Annotated in this window: 17 protein-coding genes; 9 read left to right on the top strand and 8 right to left on the bottom strand. The window is 69.6% G+C overall.

What is annotated here, in order from left to right; all coding sequences use genetic code 11:
• The first annotated feature begins 5 nt into the window (after positions 1 to 5).
• Positions 6 to 1301 (top strand): DUF58 domain-containing protein, encoded by a 1296-nt coding sequence (locus ABN028_RS28375; RefSeq protein WP_349698743.1) that lies wholly within the window; start codon positions 6 to 8, stop codon positions 1299 to 1301.
• 19 nt (positions 1302 to 1320) lie between these two features.
• On the opposite strand, the gene ABN028_RS28370 is transcribed toward ABN028_RS28375, so the two are convergent.
• A complete protein-coding gene (locus tag ABN028_RS28370; protein WP_349327053.1) occupies positions 1321 to 2115 on the bottom strand; it encodes an LLM class flavin-dependent oxidoreductase in 795 nt (264 codons plus the stop codon).
• Positions 2116 to 2237: 122 nt separating this feature from the next.
• On the opposite strand from ABN028_RS28370, the gene ABN028_RS28365 reads away from it, so the two are divergent.
• Positions 2238 to 2993, top strand: a complete 756-nt coding sequence (locus ABN028_RS28365) for a DeoR/GlpR family DNA-binding transcription regulator (protein ID WP_349698742.1) — start codon at positions 2238 to 2240, stop codon at positions 2991 to 2993.
• Positions 2986 to 4209: an MFS transporter gene (locus tag ABN028_RS28360; protein ID WP_349698741.1), complete on the top strand. Its 1224-nt coding sequence runs from the start codon at positions 2986 to 2988 to the stop codon at positions 4207 to 4209. Before ABN028_RS28365 ends, ABN028_RS28360 begins: the two co-directional genes overlap by 8 nt.
• Positions 4210 to 4236: 27 nt before the next feature.
• Here ABN028_RS28360 and ABN028_RS28355 read toward each other — a convergent pair whose 3' ends face one another.
• Complete coding sequence (locus ABN028_RS28355) at positions 4237 to 5238, bottom strand: stage II sporulation protein M (protein ID WP_349327049.1); 1002 nt, start codon at positions 5236 to 5238, stop codon at positions 4237 to 4239.
• A 109-nt stretch (positions 5239 to 5347) separates the two neighbouring features.
• On the opposite strand from ABN028_RS28355, the gene ABN028_RS28350 reads away from it, so the two are divergent.
• Positions 5348 to 6334 (top strand): RDD family protein, encoded by a 987-nt coding sequence (locus ABN028_RS28350; protein WP_349698740.1) that lies wholly within the window; start codon positions 5348 to 5350, stop codon positions 6332 to 6334.
• A gap of 101 nt (positions 6335 to 6435) precedes the next feature.
• Here the strand turns inward: ABN028_RS28350 and ahcY are convergent, their stop codons facing one another.
• Positions 6436 to 7872, bottom strand: coding sequence for an adenosylhomocysteinase (gene ahcY, locus ABN028_RS28345; protein WP_349698739.1), 1437 nt, complete (start codon positions 7870 to 7872; stop codon positions 6436 to 6438).
• A gap of 163 nt (positions 7873 to 8035) precedes the next feature.
• On the opposite strand from ahcY, the gene ABN028_RS28340 reads away from it, so the two are divergent.
• Positions 8036 to 8440, top strand: coding sequence for a MerR family transcriptional regulator (locus tag ABN028_RS28340; protein WP_349327044.1), 405 nt, complete (start codon positions 8036 to 8038; stop codon positions 8438 to 8440).
• Here the strand turns inward: ABN028_RS28340 and lspA are convergent.
• A complete protein-coding gene (lspA, locus tag ABN028_RS28335) occupies positions 8427 to 9017 on the bottom strand; it encodes a signal peptidase II (protein WP_349327042.1) in 591 nt (196 codons plus the stop codon). The two genes, ABN028_RS28340 and lspA, sit on opposite strands and share 14 nt — an antisense overlap.
• The gene (locus ABN028_RS28330) at positions 9007 to 9942 is read right to left on the bottom strand and encodes a cation diffusion facilitator family transporter (protein ID WP_349327041.1); all 936 of its coding nucleotides are present in this window, start codon (positions 9940 to 9942) and stop codon (positions 9007 to 9009) included. Before ABN028_RS28330 ends, lspA begins: the two co-directional genes overlap by 11 nt.
• Positions 9943 to 10064: 122 nt before the next feature.
• Between ABN028_RS28330 and ABN028_RS28325 the strand changes: the two genes are divergently transcribed.
• The 4 genes from ABN028_RS28325 (at position 10065) to ABN028_RS28310 (ending at position 15419) form a co-directional block, all read left to right on the top strand.
• Complete coding sequence (locus ABN028_RS28325; RefSeq protein ID WP_349327039.1) at positions 10065 to 10691, top strand: nucleotidyltransferase family protein; 627 nt, start codon at positions 10065 to 10067, stop codon at positions 10689 to 10691.
• A gap of 530 nt (positions 10692 to 11221) precedes the next feature.
• Positions 11222 to 12037, top strand: a complete 816-nt coding sequence (locus ABN028_RS28320) for a hypothetical protein (protein WP_349327037.1) — start codon at positions 11222 to 11224, stop codon at positions 12035 to 12037.
• 113 nt (positions 12038 to 12150) lie between these two features.
• Positions 12151 to 14262: a bifunctional polysaccharide deacetylase/glycosyltransferase family 2 protein gene (locus ABN028_RS28315; RefSeq protein WP_349698738.1), complete on the top strand. Its 2112-nt coding sequence runs from the start codon at positions 12151 to 12153 to the stop codon at positions 14260 to 14262.
• Positions 14262 to 15419, top strand: a complete 1158-nt coding sequence (locus tag ABN028_RS28310) for an acyltransferase family protein (RefSeq protein ID WP_349698737.1) — start codon at positions 14262 to 14264, stop codon at positions 15417 to 15419. Before ABN028_RS28315 ends, ABN028_RS28310 begins: the two co-directional genes overlap by 1 nt.
• A 59-nt stretch (positions 15420 to 15478) precedes the next feature.
• Here the strand turns inward: ABN028_RS28310 and ABN028_RS28305 are convergent, their stop codons facing one another.
• The 3 genes from ABN028_RS28305 to ABN028_RS28295 are packed head-to-tail and all read right to left on the bottom strand — an operon-like array spanning position 15479 to position 17489.
• A complete protein-coding gene (locus ABN028_RS28305) occupies positions 15479 to 15859 on the bottom strand; it encodes an antibiotic biosynthesis monooxygenase (RefSeq protein ID WP_349327032.1) in 381 nt (126 codons plus the stop codon).
• Positions 15856 to 16848 carry a hypothetical protein gene (locus ABN028_RS28300; RefSeq protein ID WP_349698736.1) on the bottom strand — a complete coding sequence of 331 codons (993 nt, stop codon included), beginning with the start codon at positions 16846 to 16848 and terminating at the stop codon, positions 15856 to 15858. The genes ABN028_RS28305 and ABN028_RS28300 overlap by 4 nt, the downstream gene beginning before the upstream one ends.
• Entirely contained in the window at positions 16845 to 17489 is a 645-nt protein-coding gene (locus ABN028_RS28295) for a TetR/AcrR family transcriptional regulator (RefSeq protein ID WP_349698735.1), read from the bottom strand. The genes ABN028_RS28300 and ABN028_RS28295 overlap by 4 nt, the downstream gene beginning before the upstream one ends.
• Positions 17490 to 17504: the final 15 nt, after the last annotated feature.

Here is a 17504-nt window from a genome sequence, read left to right as displayed (position 1 = left end):
CCGCGATGGCACTCACGGCCCGAACCGCGCTGCTTGCCGTGGCGGGCGCGCTGGTGGTGGCGTTCGTCGAACCCTCGCGACTCGGCATCGTCTCGGTCACGGCAGCCGTCCTGGCGCTGGCGCTCGTCGACCTGGCGCTGGCCGGTTCCGTACGCCGGTTGACGTTCGTCCGTGAGGGTGCGACGTCGGTGCGGTTGGGCGACGAAGTAGCGGTGTCGCTCCTGGTCTCCCATCCGGGCGGGCGACGGGTACGCGGTGTCCTCCGGGACGCGTGGCCGCCGTCGGCCGGTGCGGTGACCCAGCGGCACGCGCTTGACCTGCCGGCCGGGGAACGGCGCCGCGTGACCACCCGGCTGCGGCCGACCCGGCGAGGCGACCGTCATGCGTACCGCGTCACGGTACGCGCCTTCGGGCCGCTCGGCCTGGCGGCCCGGCAGGGCTCTCACGCGGTGCCGTGGAGCGTCCGCGCGCTGCCGGCGTTCGAGTCGCGCAAGCACCTGCCGTCGCGGCTGGCCCGGCTGCGTGAGCTGGACGGGCGGGCGAGCGTGCTCGTGCGCGGGCAGGGCACGGAGTTCGACTCGCTGCGTGACTATGTAGTCGGCGACGACGTCCGCTCGATCGACTGGCGGGCCACGGCACGGCGGCAGGGAGTCGTCGTGCGCACGTGGCGGCCCGAACGCGACCGGCACGTCCTCGTCGTCCTCGACACCGGGCGGACGTCGGCCGGGCGGGTCGGCGACGCTCCCCGGCTCGACCATGCGATGGACGCCGCGCTGCTGCTCGCGGCCCTGGCGACGAAGGCGGGTGACCGGGTTGACCTGCTGGCGTACGACCGGCGGGTCCGGGTCGACGTCACGCGCGCCGGACCGCAGGATGTGCTGCCGAGGTTCAGCGCGGCAATGGCGAGCGTCGACAGTGAGCTCGTCGAGACCGACCACCGCGGACTCGCGACCGCCATCGCTCTCCGCGCCACCCAGCGGTCCTTCGTTGTCCTGCTGACCGGACTGGACGCCGCTGTCATCGACGAAGGCCTGCTCCCGGTGCTTGGGCCATTGACGCGCCGTCACCTCGTCAGCGTCGCGGCCGTGTCCGATCCGCAGGTCGAAGCGATGTGCAAGCGCCGCGGCGACGCCGAAGCGGTCTACGCGGCGGCAGCGGCCGAACAGGCACGTGCCGAACGCCGACAGGTGACGGCTCGGCTCGAACGCCTCGGGCTGGTGGTCGTCGATGAGCCGCCCAACCAGATCGCGCCCGCGTTGGCGGACACGTATCTCGCCTTGAAGAAAGCCGGGCGCCTCTAGGTCATTGGCCGTCCGGGCCTCAGCGTCCGGGTGGACCTTCAGCGATCCGGCGTCGCGTCGTGTCGAACGACTCTGCCGGGGACGACGGACCGTCGATCGCCCACGTCGCGCCGGCCTTCTCGAGCGCGGCCACGTCGGAGTCCGGCCCCAGCGCGGTCACGATGTCGTAGCCGGGGCGTGAGTCCAGCTCGGCGGCCAGCCCGGCCACCATCTCCGGGGTGAGCGCACCCAACTCGGCGTGGATGGGGAAGATGCCGTCCCATCGGCGGGCCCGCCGCACCCCCGCGCGTGGCGGCAGCATCGCCGCCACCCAGATCGGCGGCCGCGGCCGTTGGACGGTGCCCGGCACGAGCTGTGCATGCACGTGGAAGTGCGCCCCGTCGTGGTCGACGCGTTCGCCGCGCAGCAGGAGGTCGATGACCTCCAGCCCCTCGTCGAGCATCGCGGCATGGACCTTCCGGTCCGACGGCTCACCGAACGCCGTGAACTCCTCTGCCACGGGGACACCGAGCCCGACGCCCAGGATCGCCCGGCCACCGCTCAGATGGTCGAGCGTCGTGACCTCCTTGGCCAGCTTCCACGGGCGTCGTCGCGGCACCGGCGTCACCAACGGGCCGATCGTGACCCGCGTGGTGCGGGCGGCGATCGCCCCGAGAAGAACCCACGGATCATGCACGGGTGGACCGGAGGCGGCGTCGAACTGCAGGTGGTCCCACACGAAGAAGCCGTCCCAGCCGGACTCCTCCGCCGTGACGGCGAGGTCGACGAGCCCTGCGGGGTCGCCGAAGTTAGGCATGCTCACTCCGAAGCGCATGGGCGGATGTCTACCAGTCCGTGCCGACACTCGCGTTCGTACGAAGGCCAGTCGCTGTCCAGATGCTGCCGAGACTTCACCGGGGGATTGCGATCAAACGCAGTTGATGTTCGTATGAACGCATGGAGAGTTCGGATCGGCAGGGTGTGATCCTCGCTGAACTGCGCGCCCGCGACCGGGTCACCGTCCCCGAGATCGCGCAGCTTGTCGGCTGCTCCGAGATGACGGTGCGCCGTGACCTCGACGCCCTGGCCCGCGACGGTCTGGTCCGCCGGGTCCGGGGCGCCGCCGTCAGCGCGCTGACCGGCGAGGAGACGCCCTTCCCGGTACGCAGTCGGGCCGGGGTCGAGCCCAAGCGCCGGATCGGCCGCGCGGCCGCGAACCTCCTCCGCGACGGCGAAACCGTCGTCATCGACAGCGGCACGACCGCGCTCGAGGTGGCGAAGGCATGTAGGGACCGCCGGCTCACCGTCGTACCCCTCTCGATGCACACCGCCAACGCGCTGACCGGTGTGGCGGGGATCCGGCTCGTCCTGCCCGGAGGCGACCTGCGACCGACCGAGCTCGCGTTCGTCGGGCCACTCACCGAGCACGCGATGGACCTGCTCCGCTTCGACGCCGTGGTACTCGGCTGCTGCGGCATCACCGCCCGCGACGGTCTCACCGGCCACGACCTCGCCGAGTCGACGGTCAAACGGGCCGCGATCCGCGCCGCCAAGCGGGTCATCGTGGTCGCCGACGCCAGCAAGTGGGGCGCGACCGCGTTCAGCCGGATCTGCGCACCAGACCAGATTGACGTCATCGTGACCGACCCCGAGGCCCCGGCGGAACAGGTCGCCGCCTTTCGTACCGCCGGAACGGAGATCGTCAGTGCCTGACGCACCCAAGGCGAGCCCAGACACCCCACAGCGGACCCCTGGCGCGGCGACGCCCGGCCGGCCCGTCCAGGCCCGGACGGCAACGTCGATCGTGTTCGCGCTGCATGCCGTGGTGTTCGGGTCCTGGACGCCGCACATCCCGCTGGTCAAGGACCGGATCGGCCTCAACGACGGCACCCTCGGACTGGCCCTGCTCGGCGGGCCGATCGGCTCGGTACTCGCGATGCTGGCGATCGGAACGTTCATCGCCCGGGCGGGCAGCCGGCGATCGATGATCGTGACGATGATCGGCTACGGTGCCGTCGCACCGCTGGTCGGGCTCGCGGACTCCTGGCTCGGCCTGTTCCTCGCGCTCGGCCTGCTCGGGGCGATGCAGAGCGGGCTCGACATCTCCATGAACGCCCAGGCGGTCGCGATCGAGAAGGCGTACGGACGGCCCGTCATGTCGAGCTTCCATGCCTGGTGGAGCTTTGGCGCGTTCGCCGGCACCGGACTCGGCATCCTGGGCGTGAGCATCGGGCTCGGCCTGGCCACCCAGCTCGCCCTCATCGGAGCGGCGGTGGCCATTGCCGCGCCGCTGCTGGCCCGGCCACTGATCCGCGACGACCGGGCGGCCGACGACCACCGCATCGTCCTGCCCTGGGGCAACCGTTGGCTCCTGCTGCTCGGCGCCATCATGTTCGCGGCACTGCTGTGCGAGGGTGCCGCCGGCGACTGGGCGGCTGTCTACCTGCGGGACGCGCTCGACGCACCCGCAGCTGTGGCGGGACTCGGCTACGCGGCGTTCGCGCTCGCGATGCTGTTCGGGCGGGCGATGGGTGACCGGTGGGTTGCCGCGTACGGCGGCGGCCCGGTCGTCGCGGTCCTCGCCGCCGCCGGGGCGCTCGCGCTGGCTGCCGCTCTGCTCATCGGCCATCCCGTCGCCGCACTCGCCGGGCTCGCCGTCTACGGTCTCGGGATCGCCTGCGTCGTGCCCGTCTGCTTCAGCGCCGCTGCCGCGAGCTCCGGCAGCCACGCGGGACACTCGATCGCGGCCGTCGCGACCGCCGGGTGGGCGGGATTCCTCGTCGGACCGCCCGCGATCGGCACTCTCGCCCACGTCACGTCACTGCCGCTCGCACTCGGCCTGCTACCGATCCTCTGTGCCGCGGTCATGGTCGGTGCCCTGCGGATGCGTCGCCATGCGCCCGCTCCGGAACCGTCGACGGCGGTCTGATCCCGGACCCGCACCTTGCGGTGAGGCTCAGGCCGCCATGGGAAGGACATCCTCCCGGTCTGCGGCGGAGACGTCGCCGCTCTCGCCGGACCGGACCGCGCGCCCACCGAGCACCACGACGTACGCGATGAACGCCAGCTCAGCGGCGACACCGATCCCCACCCGGGCCCAGGTCGGCAGCCCGGACGGCGTGACGAACGCCTCGATCACCCCGGACACCAGCAGGACGACCGCCAGCCCCAGCGCCATGCCGACGGTCGCGCGGCCGGTCTCCGCGAGGGCGACGAGGCGGGTACGCGGACCTGGGTGGACGACCGTCCATCCGAGGCGCATCCCGGCCCCTGCCGCCACGAGGACCGCGGTGATCTCCAGCAGACCGTGCGGAGTGATCAGGCCGAAGAAGACATCCCCCCGGTCATTGGCCCACATGAGCCCGCCGGCGATGCCCACGTTGGAGGCGTTCTGCCACAGGATGTTGATCACGGGGACGCCTAGGAACACACCGAGGGCAAGGCAACCTGCCGCGATCCAGGCGTTGTTGGTCCAGACACCGAACGCGAACTCAGCGGCCGGTGCGGAGCTGTAGTAGTCGGCGAAGTCGTGCTCGACCAGCTGCCTGACCGCCTCCGGCGGCGCCAGCGCGGCCTGGACGTCGGGATGTCCCGCCACCCACCAGCCGATCCCCCAGCTCACCGCGAAGAACACCACAGCGGTCGGCACCCACCAGGGGGCACTGCGGTAGACGGCCGCCGGAAACACCACGAGGAAGAATCGCGCCACCTCCCGCCACGCCGGCGTGTGCGCCCCTGTCACGGCGCTACGGGCGCGGGCGACCAACGTGGACAGCCGACCCACCAGCACGGCATCCGGCGCACTGGAGCGTACGACGGACAGATGGGTCGCCACCCGCTGGTACAGCATCACCAGCTCGTCGGCCTCGGCGCCACTCAGCCGGCCACGGCGCGCCACCAGTGTCTCGAGGCGTTCCCAGGCGGGCTGGTTGGCGGCGACGTACGCGTCCAGATCCACGCTGGCACACTAATGGAGCCCCAGTTCACGCGCAGGACACGCCCGACCCGACCCCGCCCAGGGCGACCACCGGACAGGCGTAGGCAGGAAGACGACGGAGAGGACCGCGGTGAGCGAACTCGTAACTGGCGAGGCGGTCGTCCTCGAGCTTGCCATTGCCCGGCCGGCGACCCGCGCGATCGCACTGGGCATTGACCTGCTCCTGGAGACGATCGCGTTCCTGGTGCTGCTGGTCCCGATCGCCTTCGTCGTCGGTGACGACGCCAGTGAGTCGCTGATCGCAGGCCTCGCCGTCGCGTGCTCGGTCATGACGTTCGTGGGCTACAACACGGCGATGGAGACCCTGACCCGGGGCAAGACGGTGGGCAAGTACGCACTCGGGCTGCGGGTCGTCCGTGACGACGGCGGACCTGTGCACTTCCGGCAGGCCTTCGTCCGGGCCCTGTGCGGGGTGTTCGTCGACTTCCTGGTGACTTCTGGTTGTGTCGGCTTCCTCACCGCGATGCTGAACGGCCGCGGGAAGCGGGTCGGCGACATGCTGGCCGGCACCGTCGTGCTCAGGGAACGCGGCCCGCGGGCGCCGAACCCGCTGCCGCCCGTTCCGGCAGAGCTCGCAGCCTGGGCGGCCCGGGCGGAGCTGTCGCGGGTGCCGGACCAGCTGGCGCTGTCGGCACGGAACTACCTGGGCCGCTACTACGACCTCGCGCCGCCGGCCAGGGATGCACTCGGCGCCCGGCTTGCTTCAGCGGTCGCGGAGTACGTCTCGCCGTCGCCGCCTCCAGGCGTACCCGCCTGGGCCTACCTTGCCGCCATCCTCGGCGAACGTCGCAACCGCGCCTTCGCCCGCCAACAACCGCACCAGACTTCCCAGCCGCACGAGTCCCAGCCGCACGAGTCCCAGCCGCACGAGTCCCAGCCGCACGAGACCCAGCCGCACCAGACTTCCCAGGAGCTCTGGCCGCAGCTCACCGGCGAGTCCAGCCAAGCTCCGGGTCCGCAGGGCAGGGGACCGTCCGCCGGGCACCCCGGGTCGGGTGACCACACCGGCATCCCAGCGAACGACCCCGCCGAGCGAGGTTTCGCACCGCCCAGCTGAGCTCGCTACCAAAGAAGGACCTGCTGGAGGTCCGTCGGCATAGCGACCGACCAACCTCCAACAGGTCACTGTCTACTGGGTCATCTCCCAGCCGGACGGGCTCAGTAGCGGTAGTGGTCCGGCTTGTAGGGACCCGCCACGTCGACCCCGATGTAGGCCGCCTGCTCCTTGGTGAGCTCGGTGAGCTTCACACCGAGCGCATCGAGGTGCAGCCGCGCGACCTTCTCGTCGAGATGCTTCGGGAGAACGTACACACCGATCGGGTAGTCGTCGGTCTTCGTGAACAGCTCGATCTGCGCGATCACCTGGTTGGTGAAGCTGTTCGACATCACGAAGCTCGGGTGCCCGGTCGCGTTGCCGAGGTTCAGCAGTCGTCCCTCGGAGAGCACCAGGATCGAGTGGCCATCAGCGAACTTCCACTCGTGCACCTGCGGCTTGATCTCGATCTTCTCGATGCCCGGGATCTTCGCCAGGCCGGCCATGTCGATCTCGTTGTCGAAGTGGCCGATGTTGCCGACGATCGCCTGGTGCTTCATCCGGCTCATGTGCTCAGCCGTGATGATGTTGAAGTTGCCCGTGGTGGTGATGAAGATGTCGGCGGTCTCGACGACGTCCTCGAGCGTGGTGACCTGGTAGCCGTCCATCGCCGCCTGCAGCGCGCAGATCGGGTCGATCTCGGTGACGATTACCCGGGCGCCCTGTCCACGCAGGGACTCCGCGGCTCCCTTGCCGACGTCGCCGTACCCGCAGATGACCGCGACCTTGCCGCCCATGAGCACGTCGGTGCCGCGGTTGATGCCGTCGATCAGCGAGTGGCGGATGCCGTACTTGTTGTCGAACTTGCTCTTCGTCACCGAGTCGTTGACGTTGATCGCGGGGAACGCGAGCGTTCCGGCCTTCGCCATCTCGTACAGCCGGTGGACGCCGGTCGTGGTCTCCTCGGTGACGCCCTTGATGCGGGCCGCGACGGCAGTCCACTTCCCGGAGCTCTTCGCGATGGAGTCCTTCAGCAGCTGGAGAACGATCGCGAACTCCTCCGACTCCGCGGTCGACGGGTCGGGCACCGCGCCGTTCTTCTCGTACTCCGCGCCCTTGTGCACAAGGAGAGTCGCGTCACCGCCGTCGTCGAGGATCATGTTGGGACCCTCGCCTCCCGGCCAGTCGAGCGCCTGCTCGGTGCACCACCAGTACTCCTCGAGCGTCTCGCCCTTCCAGGCGAAGACCGGTACTCCGGCCGGTGCGTCGACGGTGCCGTTCGGCCCGACGACGACCGCCGCCGCGGCGTGGTCCTGGGTGGAGAAGATGTTGCAGCTCACCCAGCGCACCTCGGCACCAAGCGCGACGAGCGTCTCGATGAGAACCGCGGTCTGGACCGTCATGTGCAACGAGCCCATGATCTTCGCGCCCGCGAGCGGCTGACTCGGGCCGAACTCGGCGCGGAGCGCCATCAGGCCCGGCATCTCGTGCTCAGCCAGCCGGATCTCGTTGCGGCCGAACTCGGCGAGGCCGAGGTCCTTCACCTTGAAATCGAACGTCATGCGCTTTTTGCCCTCCATATGAATCTGTGTCCTTCATGCCGGGTGTGTGGCCGCTTCGGTGGTGTTGTGCCGCGGCCAGGTCCGTCAGCGACTCTATGGCCGACACTGCCCGTGCGACAGCGAAGACACGACTTCTTGACGCAATGATGTCAGAATTACGCTCATGCGAATCACGGATGCGGCCAAGGCGCTCGGCATGTCCCCCCGGATGCTCCGCTACCGCGAACAGCTGGGCCTCGTCCCTCCCGGTCGTACGCCTGAACGAAACACCCGACGTGACGGCAGCCCGACCGTCCGGCACCGGAAGTACGCCGAGGAGGACCTCGCCACGATCAGGTTCGCCGTCCAGCTCGAGGAGGCCTACGACATCAGCCCGGTCGCGCTCGCGTTCGCGCTGCGGGCGATGGCCGAGCCCGCGACCGGTGCCGCCGTCCGCGAGCTCGGTGAACGTCTCGGCCGGGTCCCCACGCCCGCGGAACGTGCCGTCGACATCGACCGCGAACGCGCGCTGCGCTGGCTCGGCAGAAGCGGCGTACTCCCCCCGCCGCGGCGGATCAGGGGTCGATAGCGGTGGGATCGGACCGCCTCCACCCGCTCCGCACCACCGTCCCGTCGTAGGACCGGCCGAGGAGGGTCAACAGCACGACGAGTGCGGCGCCACAGCTGATCGCCGCGTCGGCGACGTTGAAGATCGGGAAGAACCCGGCGTCGGGCCGCAGCAGCGAGACGAAGTCGACCACGTGTCCACGCAGCGGTCCGGGCGCACGGAAGAGCCGGTCGACGAGGTTGCCCGACGCGCCGGCGAGGGCCAGCCCGAGCGCGACCGCCCAGAGCGCCGACCGCACCTTCGGTGCGATCCACCCGAGGGCCACGACGACAGCGACGGCGAAGAGCGCGAACACGACCGTCAGGCCCGACGCCATGGAGAACGCCGCACCGGGGTTACGGATCACCTGGAGGTAGGCGAGCCCACCCAGGACGCGAACCGGTTCCCGGCCCTCGAGGTGCAAGACGGCAAGGACCTTCGTCACGATGTCGAGGCCGAGAACGCCGCCGGCTACCAGAGAGAAGACGCCGAGCCGCCGCCGCGCCGTCAGATTCGCCGGCTCTCCTTCGACCGGTGCCGGCGTCGCGTCACCGGCCATCGGCCGTCGACGCGGCTCGGTCGAGGTCGGGTTCGAGATAGATCACCGTGCTGATCGGGACCTCGGCCCGGATGCGTTCCTCCACGGCATCGATGGCGGCCGCGACCTGATGGGCCGAGTCGCTCGCGGCAACCGCGATCTTCGCCGCCACCAGCAGCTGCTCGGGGCCGAGGTGCAGGGTCTTCATGTGGATGATGCGGTCGACGAGCGGTTCGGCCGCGATGGCGCGTTCGATCGCCTGCTCCTGCTCGCTCGTCGCGGACTCCCCGATCAGCAGGCTCTTCATCTCGGCGGCGAGGACGACGGCGACGCACACCAGCAGCAGACCGATCGCGACCGAGCCGATCCCGTCCCACACGCCGTTGTGGGTGATCAGGGTGAGGCTCACGCCGATCAGCGCGAGGACAAGGCCGAGAAGTGCCGCGAGGTCCTCGAGCAGGATGACCGGAAGCTCCGGGCTCCGCGCCCTCCGGACGAACGCGACCCAGGACGCACCGTTGCGGACCTTGTTGGCCTCCACGATGGCCGTACGGAACGAGAAGGACTCCAGGACGATGGCCACCACGAGGACGGTGACGGGTACCCACTGCCATCTCTCGAAGGCGTGCGGCTCCTGGATCTTGTGCCAGCCTTCGTACAACGCGAACAGCCCACCCACACTGAAGAGCACGATCGCGACGATGAACGCATAGATGTAGCGTTCGCGGCCGTAGCCGAACGGGTGCAGCGGCGTCGCGTCCCGCTCGGAGCGCTTCTTGCCGACGAGCAGCAGCACCTGGTTGGACGCGTCGGCGACGGAGTGGATCGACTCCGCCAGCATCGAGGACGACCGCGTGAGCAGGAACGCCAGGAACTTCGTCACCGCGATCCCGAGGTTGGCCAGCAAGGCCGCGACGATGGCCTTGGTGCCCCCTTCTGCGCTCATATGCCCTTCCCTCTCGGTCGCGCCGTCAGGCGGATGTGCAGCGGATGTGCAAGCGGACATGCCGGGCCGTCAGCGCCCTCCCGCATCCGTCGGACGTCGGACGGCGCCCCTATCCTGCCGTGGTGGACCTCCTCGACCTGCACCCGGCCCGACTTTCACTCGAGGACCAGATCCGGCTCCTCCGTGAGACGCTCGGATCCAATCCAGTCCTGGTCGACGTGCTCCACCGGGCAGCCGAGCTCGCCCTGCCGGGGTGGTATCTCACCGCTGGATGCCTCGTCCAGACCGTCTGGAACGCCATGACCGGACGCGCACCGACGGCGGGCATCAAGGACTACGACCTGTTCTACTTCGACGACAGCGACCTGTCGTGGGCTGCCGAGGACGCGGTGATTCGGAGCGGCGCTGACGCCTTCGCAGGTATCGACGCCCAGGTGGAGATCCGCAACGAGGCGCGGGTGCACCTGTGGTACGCGCAGCGGTTCGGGATTCCCTGTCCCACGTACGCCTCGACCGAGGAGGCGATCGACTCGTTCCCGGTGAGCACCTGCTGTGTGGGCGTACGTCTCGACCCGGACACCGAAAGGTGGCGGACATATGCGCCGCATGGCTTGTCCGATGTTTTCGGGCTGGTGCTCCGTCCGAACATGAGCGGGGTCGCGCCGCGGGAGGTGTACCTGTCGAAGACTGCTCGGTGGCTGCGCGAATGGCCCGAGCTGCGCGTGATCCCGTGGCCGGATTCGCGGTAGCCAGGAAACCCGTCGCCCCTGACGCTTCGAATGCCTTTCGGTCACCCGACGTGCGATTCACGTTGCTTTCCGCAATAGCTGTGCAGGCCCTCGGATTATCGCCCGTTCTCTCCATCCTCACGGCGATCTCGCTCATTATTCACCGACCACCACGGTGTGCAATCAGACCACCACGGCGGTTGGACCAATGCCCGGCCGAACTCGTGACAAAAGTCCCGCCCTTCACCCGTTATCCGCCATTTTGAATGGATCGCGACCGCCAGCCTCGCAGTTCGACACGGCCACCAGCTCGCCACAATTCGGGTCATTGGGTCGACCTGCGCCGACCTCACGAATGCCTGAACTGATACCCCAGACGCAATTCTCCGAAAGGTCCGACAAAAGCGTCTGGCCGCACCTAGTCTGAACAATCGATGGCGAGATGATCACGCCAACGACAAGCCAGCGACTCTCCTACCAACACCATGTCTCCATTACGCGTCCCGTAGTGGATCGAGCGATTCTCGAGCACACATCCGGGGGGATCTGTCGTGCCCAGTCCACGCAATGACGTCCATCATTCCGTACCGTCATCAAACGATTACGCATTCTTTGGTGAAGGCGCCGAAACACAGCGCGACCCGGTATTCGTCGACTCGACAGGTCGCCGCGCCCGCGTCGTACGCCTCGTCAAGTTTGGCGTCACCGGGTTGTGCGCGGCCTACACCACTGTGCTGGGCCTCAGCCTCGTCGGCGCCGCCGCCATCGCTCCCAGCACGCTCCTTCCCCTGCCCGGCGTGCCGTCGACGTCGTTTCGCATCGAGCCCGCGGACGAACCTGACAAGCCGCAGGCGGCGCCACTGCCCAAGAAGGCTGTCACCGCAGACGAAGCCGTGCCGGCCGCACCGGAACCCGTCGGCTCGTGGGACACGTACCCGGGAGCCGAGCCGGTAGCGACGACGACCGGGGGACCAGCTTTACCGACGAAGAGCGGCCCCGCACCGAAGCCGGCGCCAGCACCTGCGCCCAATCCCGGCCCAGGAAGGGATCCGGCGGAGCCGAACCTCCCACCGCAGGAGTCGGGCGGCGGTGCAGAGGAGCCCGAGCCCGCGGAAACTCCGACGCCGGAGCCGACGGTCACGCCGACGCCCGAACCAACCACGGAGCCCACTCCCACCGTCACGGAGCCACCGGACACCGACCCCGGCGAGAGCGGCAGCGAGCCCTCCGGCGGTACGGGCGAGGAGGACGGCGCAGGCGGCGAGACGACGGAACTGCCGATCCTCGGCGGCACTCTGGACGCCCTCACGACGTTCTCCGTTCCGTGGTTCGCCGTCGGGGCCCCCATTGATGGACGGGCAGGGTGAGCGGCCATCGCTTCGGGCTGGGTCGGTCGGAACGCATGGCACGACACCAGGACCCCGCACGACACCAGGACCCCCCTCAGGCACCTCGCATTCCGCCGACCCCGCGATGGCGGGTGCCGCGGCTGCGCCTCACCCCCGTCGTCGTCCTGGTCGCGTTCCTGTGCGTTCTGCTGCTCGAGGGCTACGTCCACGGTGAGTTCGCCGCGGACCACCGCGTCCACCCGCCGGTCGCCTACGACCGGGTCCCCGCCAAGGTACTCGAGGGCGGGCCCATCCTCGACACGACCCACGCGCGGCCCCACCACCACCGGATCCCGGCGAAGACCGTCGTCCTCACCTTCGACGACGGCCCGGACCCCGTCTGGACGCCGAAGGTCCTTGCGGTGCTGGAGAAACACGGGGTGCACGCGACGTTCTTCGTCGTCGGGCAGATGGCGGCCCGGAATCCAGGGGTAGTCCGCGATCTCGTGGACTCGGGCCAGGAGATCGGGGTCCACACGTTCTCCCACCCCGACCTCGTCTACCAGTCGAAGGAACGCATCGACCGCGAGCTCGCGCAGACGCAGGTCGCACTCGCCGGGGCCGCGGGCATCAGGACATCCCTCTTCCGCCCGCCGTACTCCTCCTTCGCAGATGCACTCGACAACCTGTCCTGGCCGGTTGTGGAGTACCTCGGGACCAAGGGCTACATCACCGCGTTCAACGACACCGACAGCCTCGACTGGCAGCGGCCCGGCGTCGAGGCGATCGTCGAACGCGCGACACCGAAGTCCGACGACCACGGAGCCGTCGTACTCCTCCACGACTCCGGCGGCGACCGGTCTCAGACGGTCGCGGCGCTCGACGTCCTCATTCCCCAGCTGAAGGACCAGGGCTACCGGTTCACCACGGTGGCCGAGGCTCTGGGCGCTGAGAGCGTCCACCATGGCGTCACCGGCCTCGAACGCTGGCGCGGTCTCGCCCTCGTCGGGGCGGTCACCATCTCCGACGCGCTGGTGCCGGCACTGGTCGTGCTGCTCGTGCTCGTAGGCATCGCGATGTTCACCCGGTTCGCGACGATGCTCGTGCTTGCCCGTCGACACGCGCGGCAACGCAACAGTCCGGGCTTCACCTGGGGACCCGCGGTCACCGAACCGGTCAGCATCATCGTTCCCGCCTACAACGAACGCGAATGCATCGCCAACACCGTGCTCTCCCTGGCGCCCCGCGAGCATCCGCTCGAGATCATCGTGGTCGACGACGGCTCGACCGACGGTACGGCGGACATCGTGGAGGCGCTCGGCCTGCCCTCGGTCACCGTCGTACGCCAGGAGAACGCCGGCAAGGCGGCGGCGCTCAACACCGGGATCTCGTGGGCCTCGCACCAGATCATCGTGATGATGGACGGCGACACGGTCTTCGAGCCCACCACCGTGGGCGAGCTGATCAAGCCGTTCGCGGACGCACGGATCGGCGCGGTCGCCGGCAACGCGAAGGTCGGCAACCGCGACACGATGATCGGCCGTTGGCAGCACATCGAGTACGTCATGGGGTTCAACCTCGACCGCAGGATGTACGACGTCCTGCGCTGCATGCCGTGCATCCCCGGTGCGGTCGGCGCGTTTCGCCGGTCCGCCCTGCGCGACGCGGGGCTGATGAGCGACGACACGCTCGCCGAGGACACCGACGTCACGATGGCGCTGCACCGCGCAGGCTGGGACGTCGTCTACGCCGAGCACGCACGGGCCTGGACCGAGGCACCTGGCACGCTGAGCCAGTTGTGGCGGCAGCGCTACCGCTGGAGTTACGGCACGATGCAGGCGATGTGGAAGCACCGCCGGGCCGTGTTCGATCGCGGGCACTCCGGTCGGTTCGGCCGGGTGGGCCTGCCGCTGGTGGCGGTGTTCCAGGTGCTGATGCCGTTGTTCGCGCCACTGATCGACATCTTCACCCTCTACGGCCTGCTCTTCCAGGATCCGTTGCGTACCGCGCTCATCTGGTGCGGCGTGCTCGGTGTGCAGGCGGCGTGTGCGGTGTATGCGTTCCGGCTCGACGGCGAGAAGCTGCGGCCCCTTTGGGCACTGCCGTTGCAGCAGCTGTGCTATCGCCAGGTGATGTACCTCGTGCTGTTGCAGTCGTGCCTCACGGCGGTGACAGGGGGACGCCTCTACTGGCACAAGCTCCGGCGTACCGGTGAGGTCGGCGTGCCCGCCGGCCCTTCGTCCCGGCACAAGGTGTCCGCCTGATGACCGCCACGATGCCAATGTCGGCGACCTCTCCGGTGCCGCCGGCGGCGGCGCATGGCCGGCAACGGGATCCGTACCTCGACCTGTTGCGCGCCGTCGCGCTGGTCCGGGTCGTGACCTACCACGCCTTCGGGTGGGCCTGGCTCAGCCTGCTCTTCCCGTCGATGGGCGTGATGTTCGCCCTGGCCGGTTCGCTGATGGCGCGGTCGCTCGACCGTCCGGCGGTCAGCGTCGTACGCGGTCGGATGCGGCGGCTGCTGCTGCCGTTCTGGCTGTTCGGTGCGCTGGTCGTGGGCGCGATGCTGCTGCACGGTTGGGGCCCCGGACGAGAGGAGGACGGTCTCGCGTGGTGGTCGCGGCTGCTGTTCTGGATCGTGCCCCTCGCCGACCCGCCCGCCAATGCGTGGGCGTTCCAGGTGACCGGACCGCTGTGGTACGTGCGTACGTACGTCTGGTTCGTCCTGCTCTCCCCCGTGCTGCTGCCGACGTTCCGGCGGCTGCCCTGGGCGTCGGTGCTGGGATTTCTCGGCGTGGCGGTCGTCGCGCAGCCCGGGTCGTCGTTCGTGCCGGAGAGCTTGGAGACTGTGGCGACCAACCTCACCGACCTCGCGACGTTCGGTGCCTGCTGGCTGCTCGGCTTCGCCCACCGTGACGGCCTCGTCGACCGGCTGCCGGCCGCGTGGGTGTCGACGCTCGCGGTGGTGGGCATGGCGATCGGCGGCTGGTTCACGTTCACCCATCCCACCGAGGACGGGTACGACCTGGGTGAGATTCCGCTCGGCCAGGCGTTCTGGTCGCTCGGATTCGTCCTGCTGTTGTTGCGATTCCGGCCCGACCCGCGCCGCTGGTTCGGGCACCTCGTCAGCTGGCGACCCGTGGCCGCGGTGGTGAACCTGTTCAACGCCCGCGCCGTGACCGTCTACCTCTGGCACGAGGTCGCGCTGGTCGCCAGTGTTCTCGTCATCGACGCGATGTGGGACGTTCCGCTGTTCGAAGAGGTGTTGCCCCTCGACTCGGCGTGGTTCTCCTTCGCGGTGGCGTGGCCCCTGATCGCGGTGGCGATCGTCGCCGTCGGGTGGGTCGAGGACCTCGCCGCCCGGCGCCGGCGTCGGCTCTGGCCGACGCGGGATCTCACCCCATCTCCCCGTCTCGGTTGACGGGCGGCTGTGCGGTGAAGGTCGACGCGCGCGCCGAGCCCCACCGCACGCCAGCCCCGTCAGGCCGCCCGGGTGAATCCGGGCAGGGTTGCGGGCGAGACGGTCACGACAACCCCACGGTCCGCGTTGGCCCGGAGGGCTTTGGCGACCACGGGACCTGGCTCGCCGTACACCTCGACTCTGACCGGGCGGCTGAGTTCGCCCGCTCGAGCGAGCATTGGCTCGACCAGCTGAAGGTGCCGGTCGGCCGATGCGGCGTCCTTGTGTATCTGGACCAGAGAGACCTCGCTCCGCTCGGGATCGAGGTAGGTGTGATGCGCGAGCATGGTCGGTTCGTTGGCGCGTACGAACTCGGTGTACTCCGCGGTCAGTGCCCGGAATTCGTCCTGGCGCCGCGGGTCGACCTCGTGGGTGGTGACGAAGATGAACGGTGTCGTCATCGTGGATCCTTCCAGTTCTCGGTGATTGAGGGATTCGTGGCGACCTCTATCCCCGCGCGGGACAGTCCTTCGCGGAGGTCGTCGAGACGTGCCAGCTCGTCTGCGGCGTACACCCCGGGCGGGGCGGTCGCCAGGCGTTCGAGGCACAGCGCGGCGACGGTCGCCGTGGCGTCGACCTCGCGCCGACCGGTCGCCCACGCGCGTGTGCTGGTCGCATCGGAGACCACGACCGTCCACCGGTCCCGCTGCGCAAGCAGGGTCGCTGCCGGGCCGCTGAGCCGGTCGAGGTACGCGGCAGCGCCCGGCGCGATGCCGGCGACCGCGAGGAGGGCGGTGGCCCAGGCGGGGTCGAAACCCAGCCAGGTCGACACCGGTCGGTCCAGGCTCGTGGCGAGCTGGTCCTGCTCCCCGAACCCGGCACGAAGCAGCGTGCGGCGGCCGAGTCCTGGTACGTCGAACCGGCGGGCGGTTCGATAGACCCGCTGCTTGGTCCCGCCGGACGTGACCTGACGACCGCTGACGCTCCAGACCCAGGCGCGCGCCGCGTCCCCGTGTGGTTCGCCGATGCCAGCGACGATGCCGATGTGGAGAGGGCCCTCGCCCGACGCGGCGACTGCCAGCAGGTTCGTCAGCCCAGGTGCCAGGCCGATGCCGGCGGCGATGGGGCGCGCGGGTGCCAGCCGCGACAACTCGCCGAGATAGTCGCGCTCGGCGCTGATGTCCATGAACGCCGCACCGCCCTCCGTGCTCGCGAGAGCCAACTGCGAGTCCTCGACTCCGGTCGCGTTGACCACGACATCGTGGGCCGCCGCCATCCTGCGCACACCGGCCAGGTCCGTCATGCTCAGTCGGAGGTGATCGTGCGCGGGGACGCCGGACAACCGGGTGCCATCGCGGCCGACGGCCGTGACCGCGTGCCCGAGGGTGGCTGCCTCGACCGCGAGACGTCGACCCACAGCACCGTACGCACCGAGCACCGCCGCTTTCATCGGTCCACCCCACGTGCGGCCCGCTTCGCGGGTGGGCGGAAGAGGGCGTCGATGGTTCGCCACACCACCTGGTCGGCGCCGGCCTGGGCGAGGCGTCCGGATCGCACCTCCTCGGCCGCGCCGTGGAGCACGGCGTAGTAGCAGGTGACCAGCCAGTCCGCCGGCAGGTCCTTGCGGAAGGCACCAGTGCGCCGGCCCCGGCGCACCAGGCCACGCACACGTTCCATCGACTCGGCGTGGTGCCGCTTGACGGTGTCGAGCCCCAGTTCCTCCTCTGCGGCCTGCAGGACCAGCCGAGACTCGTCGACGATCCGCCACGAGGCGAGGACCAGCCGCTCGAGCGCGTCAAACGGCTCGCCGTCGAGGGCGAGACCCGAAAGGCTCGCCTCAGCCCGGGTCATCGCCCGGGCGAACGCCGCCTCGATGACCTCGCCACGCGAGGAGAAGTGGCCGTACAGCGTGACGCGGCCGACGCCGGCCTCCGCGGCTATCGCCGCCATGCTGGCTCGGGGGTTGACACTGAGGCAGCGCATCGCGGCGTCCAGGATCGCCTCCCGGTTCCGCTCGGCGTCGGCGCGCCGCGGTCGCTGGATCTCCGACATCCCAGTCCTTATCTCGAACAGCTCCTGTACGAGATACACGGTAGCAACTCAAAC

The sequence above is a fragment of the Actinopolymorpha sp. B17G11 genome, from assembly GCF_040196095.1.
In the GTDB taxonomy this organism is placed as follows: domain Bacteria; phylum Actinomycetota; class Actinomycetes; order Propionibacteriales; family Actinopolymorphaceae; genus Thermasporomyces.
Note: the sequence above shows the minus strand (reverse complement) of the source record. Positions and strands in the feature narration are given on the sequence as shown.

Coding starts and splice junctions, on each gene's coding strand:
- ahcY (WP_349698739.1), bottom strand. CDS start 7,872: ATGACGTTCGATTTCAAGGTGAAGGACCTCGGCCTCGCCGAGTTCGGC.
- ABN028_RS28310 (WP_349698737.1), top strand. CDS start 14,262: ATGACCGCCACGATGCCAATGTCGGCGACCTCTCCGGTGCCGCCGGCG.
- ABN028_RS28330 (WP_349327041.1), bottom strand. CDS start 9,942: ATGAGCGCAGAAGGGGGCACCAAGGCCATCGTCGCGGCCTTGCTGGCC.
- ABN028_RS28375 (WP_349698743.1), top strand. CDS start 6: ATGGCACTCACGGCCCGAACCGCGCTGCTTGCCGTGGCGGGCGCGCTG.
- ABN028_RS28370 (WP_349327053.1), bottom strand. CDS start 2,115: ATGCGCTTCGGAGTGAGCATGCCTAACTTCGGCGACCCCGCAGGGCTC.
- ABN028_RS28305 (WP_349327032.1), bottom strand. CDS start 15,859: ATGACGACACCGTTCATCTTCGTCACCACCCACGAGGTCGACCCGCGG.
- ABN028_RS28340 (WP_349327044.1), top strand. CDS start 8,036: ATGCGAATCACGGATGCGGCCAAGGCGCTCGGCATGTCCCCCCGGATG.
- ABN028_RS28300 (WP_349698736.1), bottom strand. CDS start 16,848: ATGAAAGCGGCGGTGCTCGGTGCGTACGGTGCTGTGGGTCGACGTCTC.
- lspA (WP_349327042.1), bottom strand. CDS start 9,017: ATGGCCGGTGACGCGACGCCGGCACCGGTCGAAGGAGAGCCGGCGAAT.
- ABN028_RS28365 (WP_349698742.1), top strand. CDS start 2,238: ATGGAGAGTTCGGATCGGCAGGGTGTGATCCTCGCTGAACTGCGCGCC.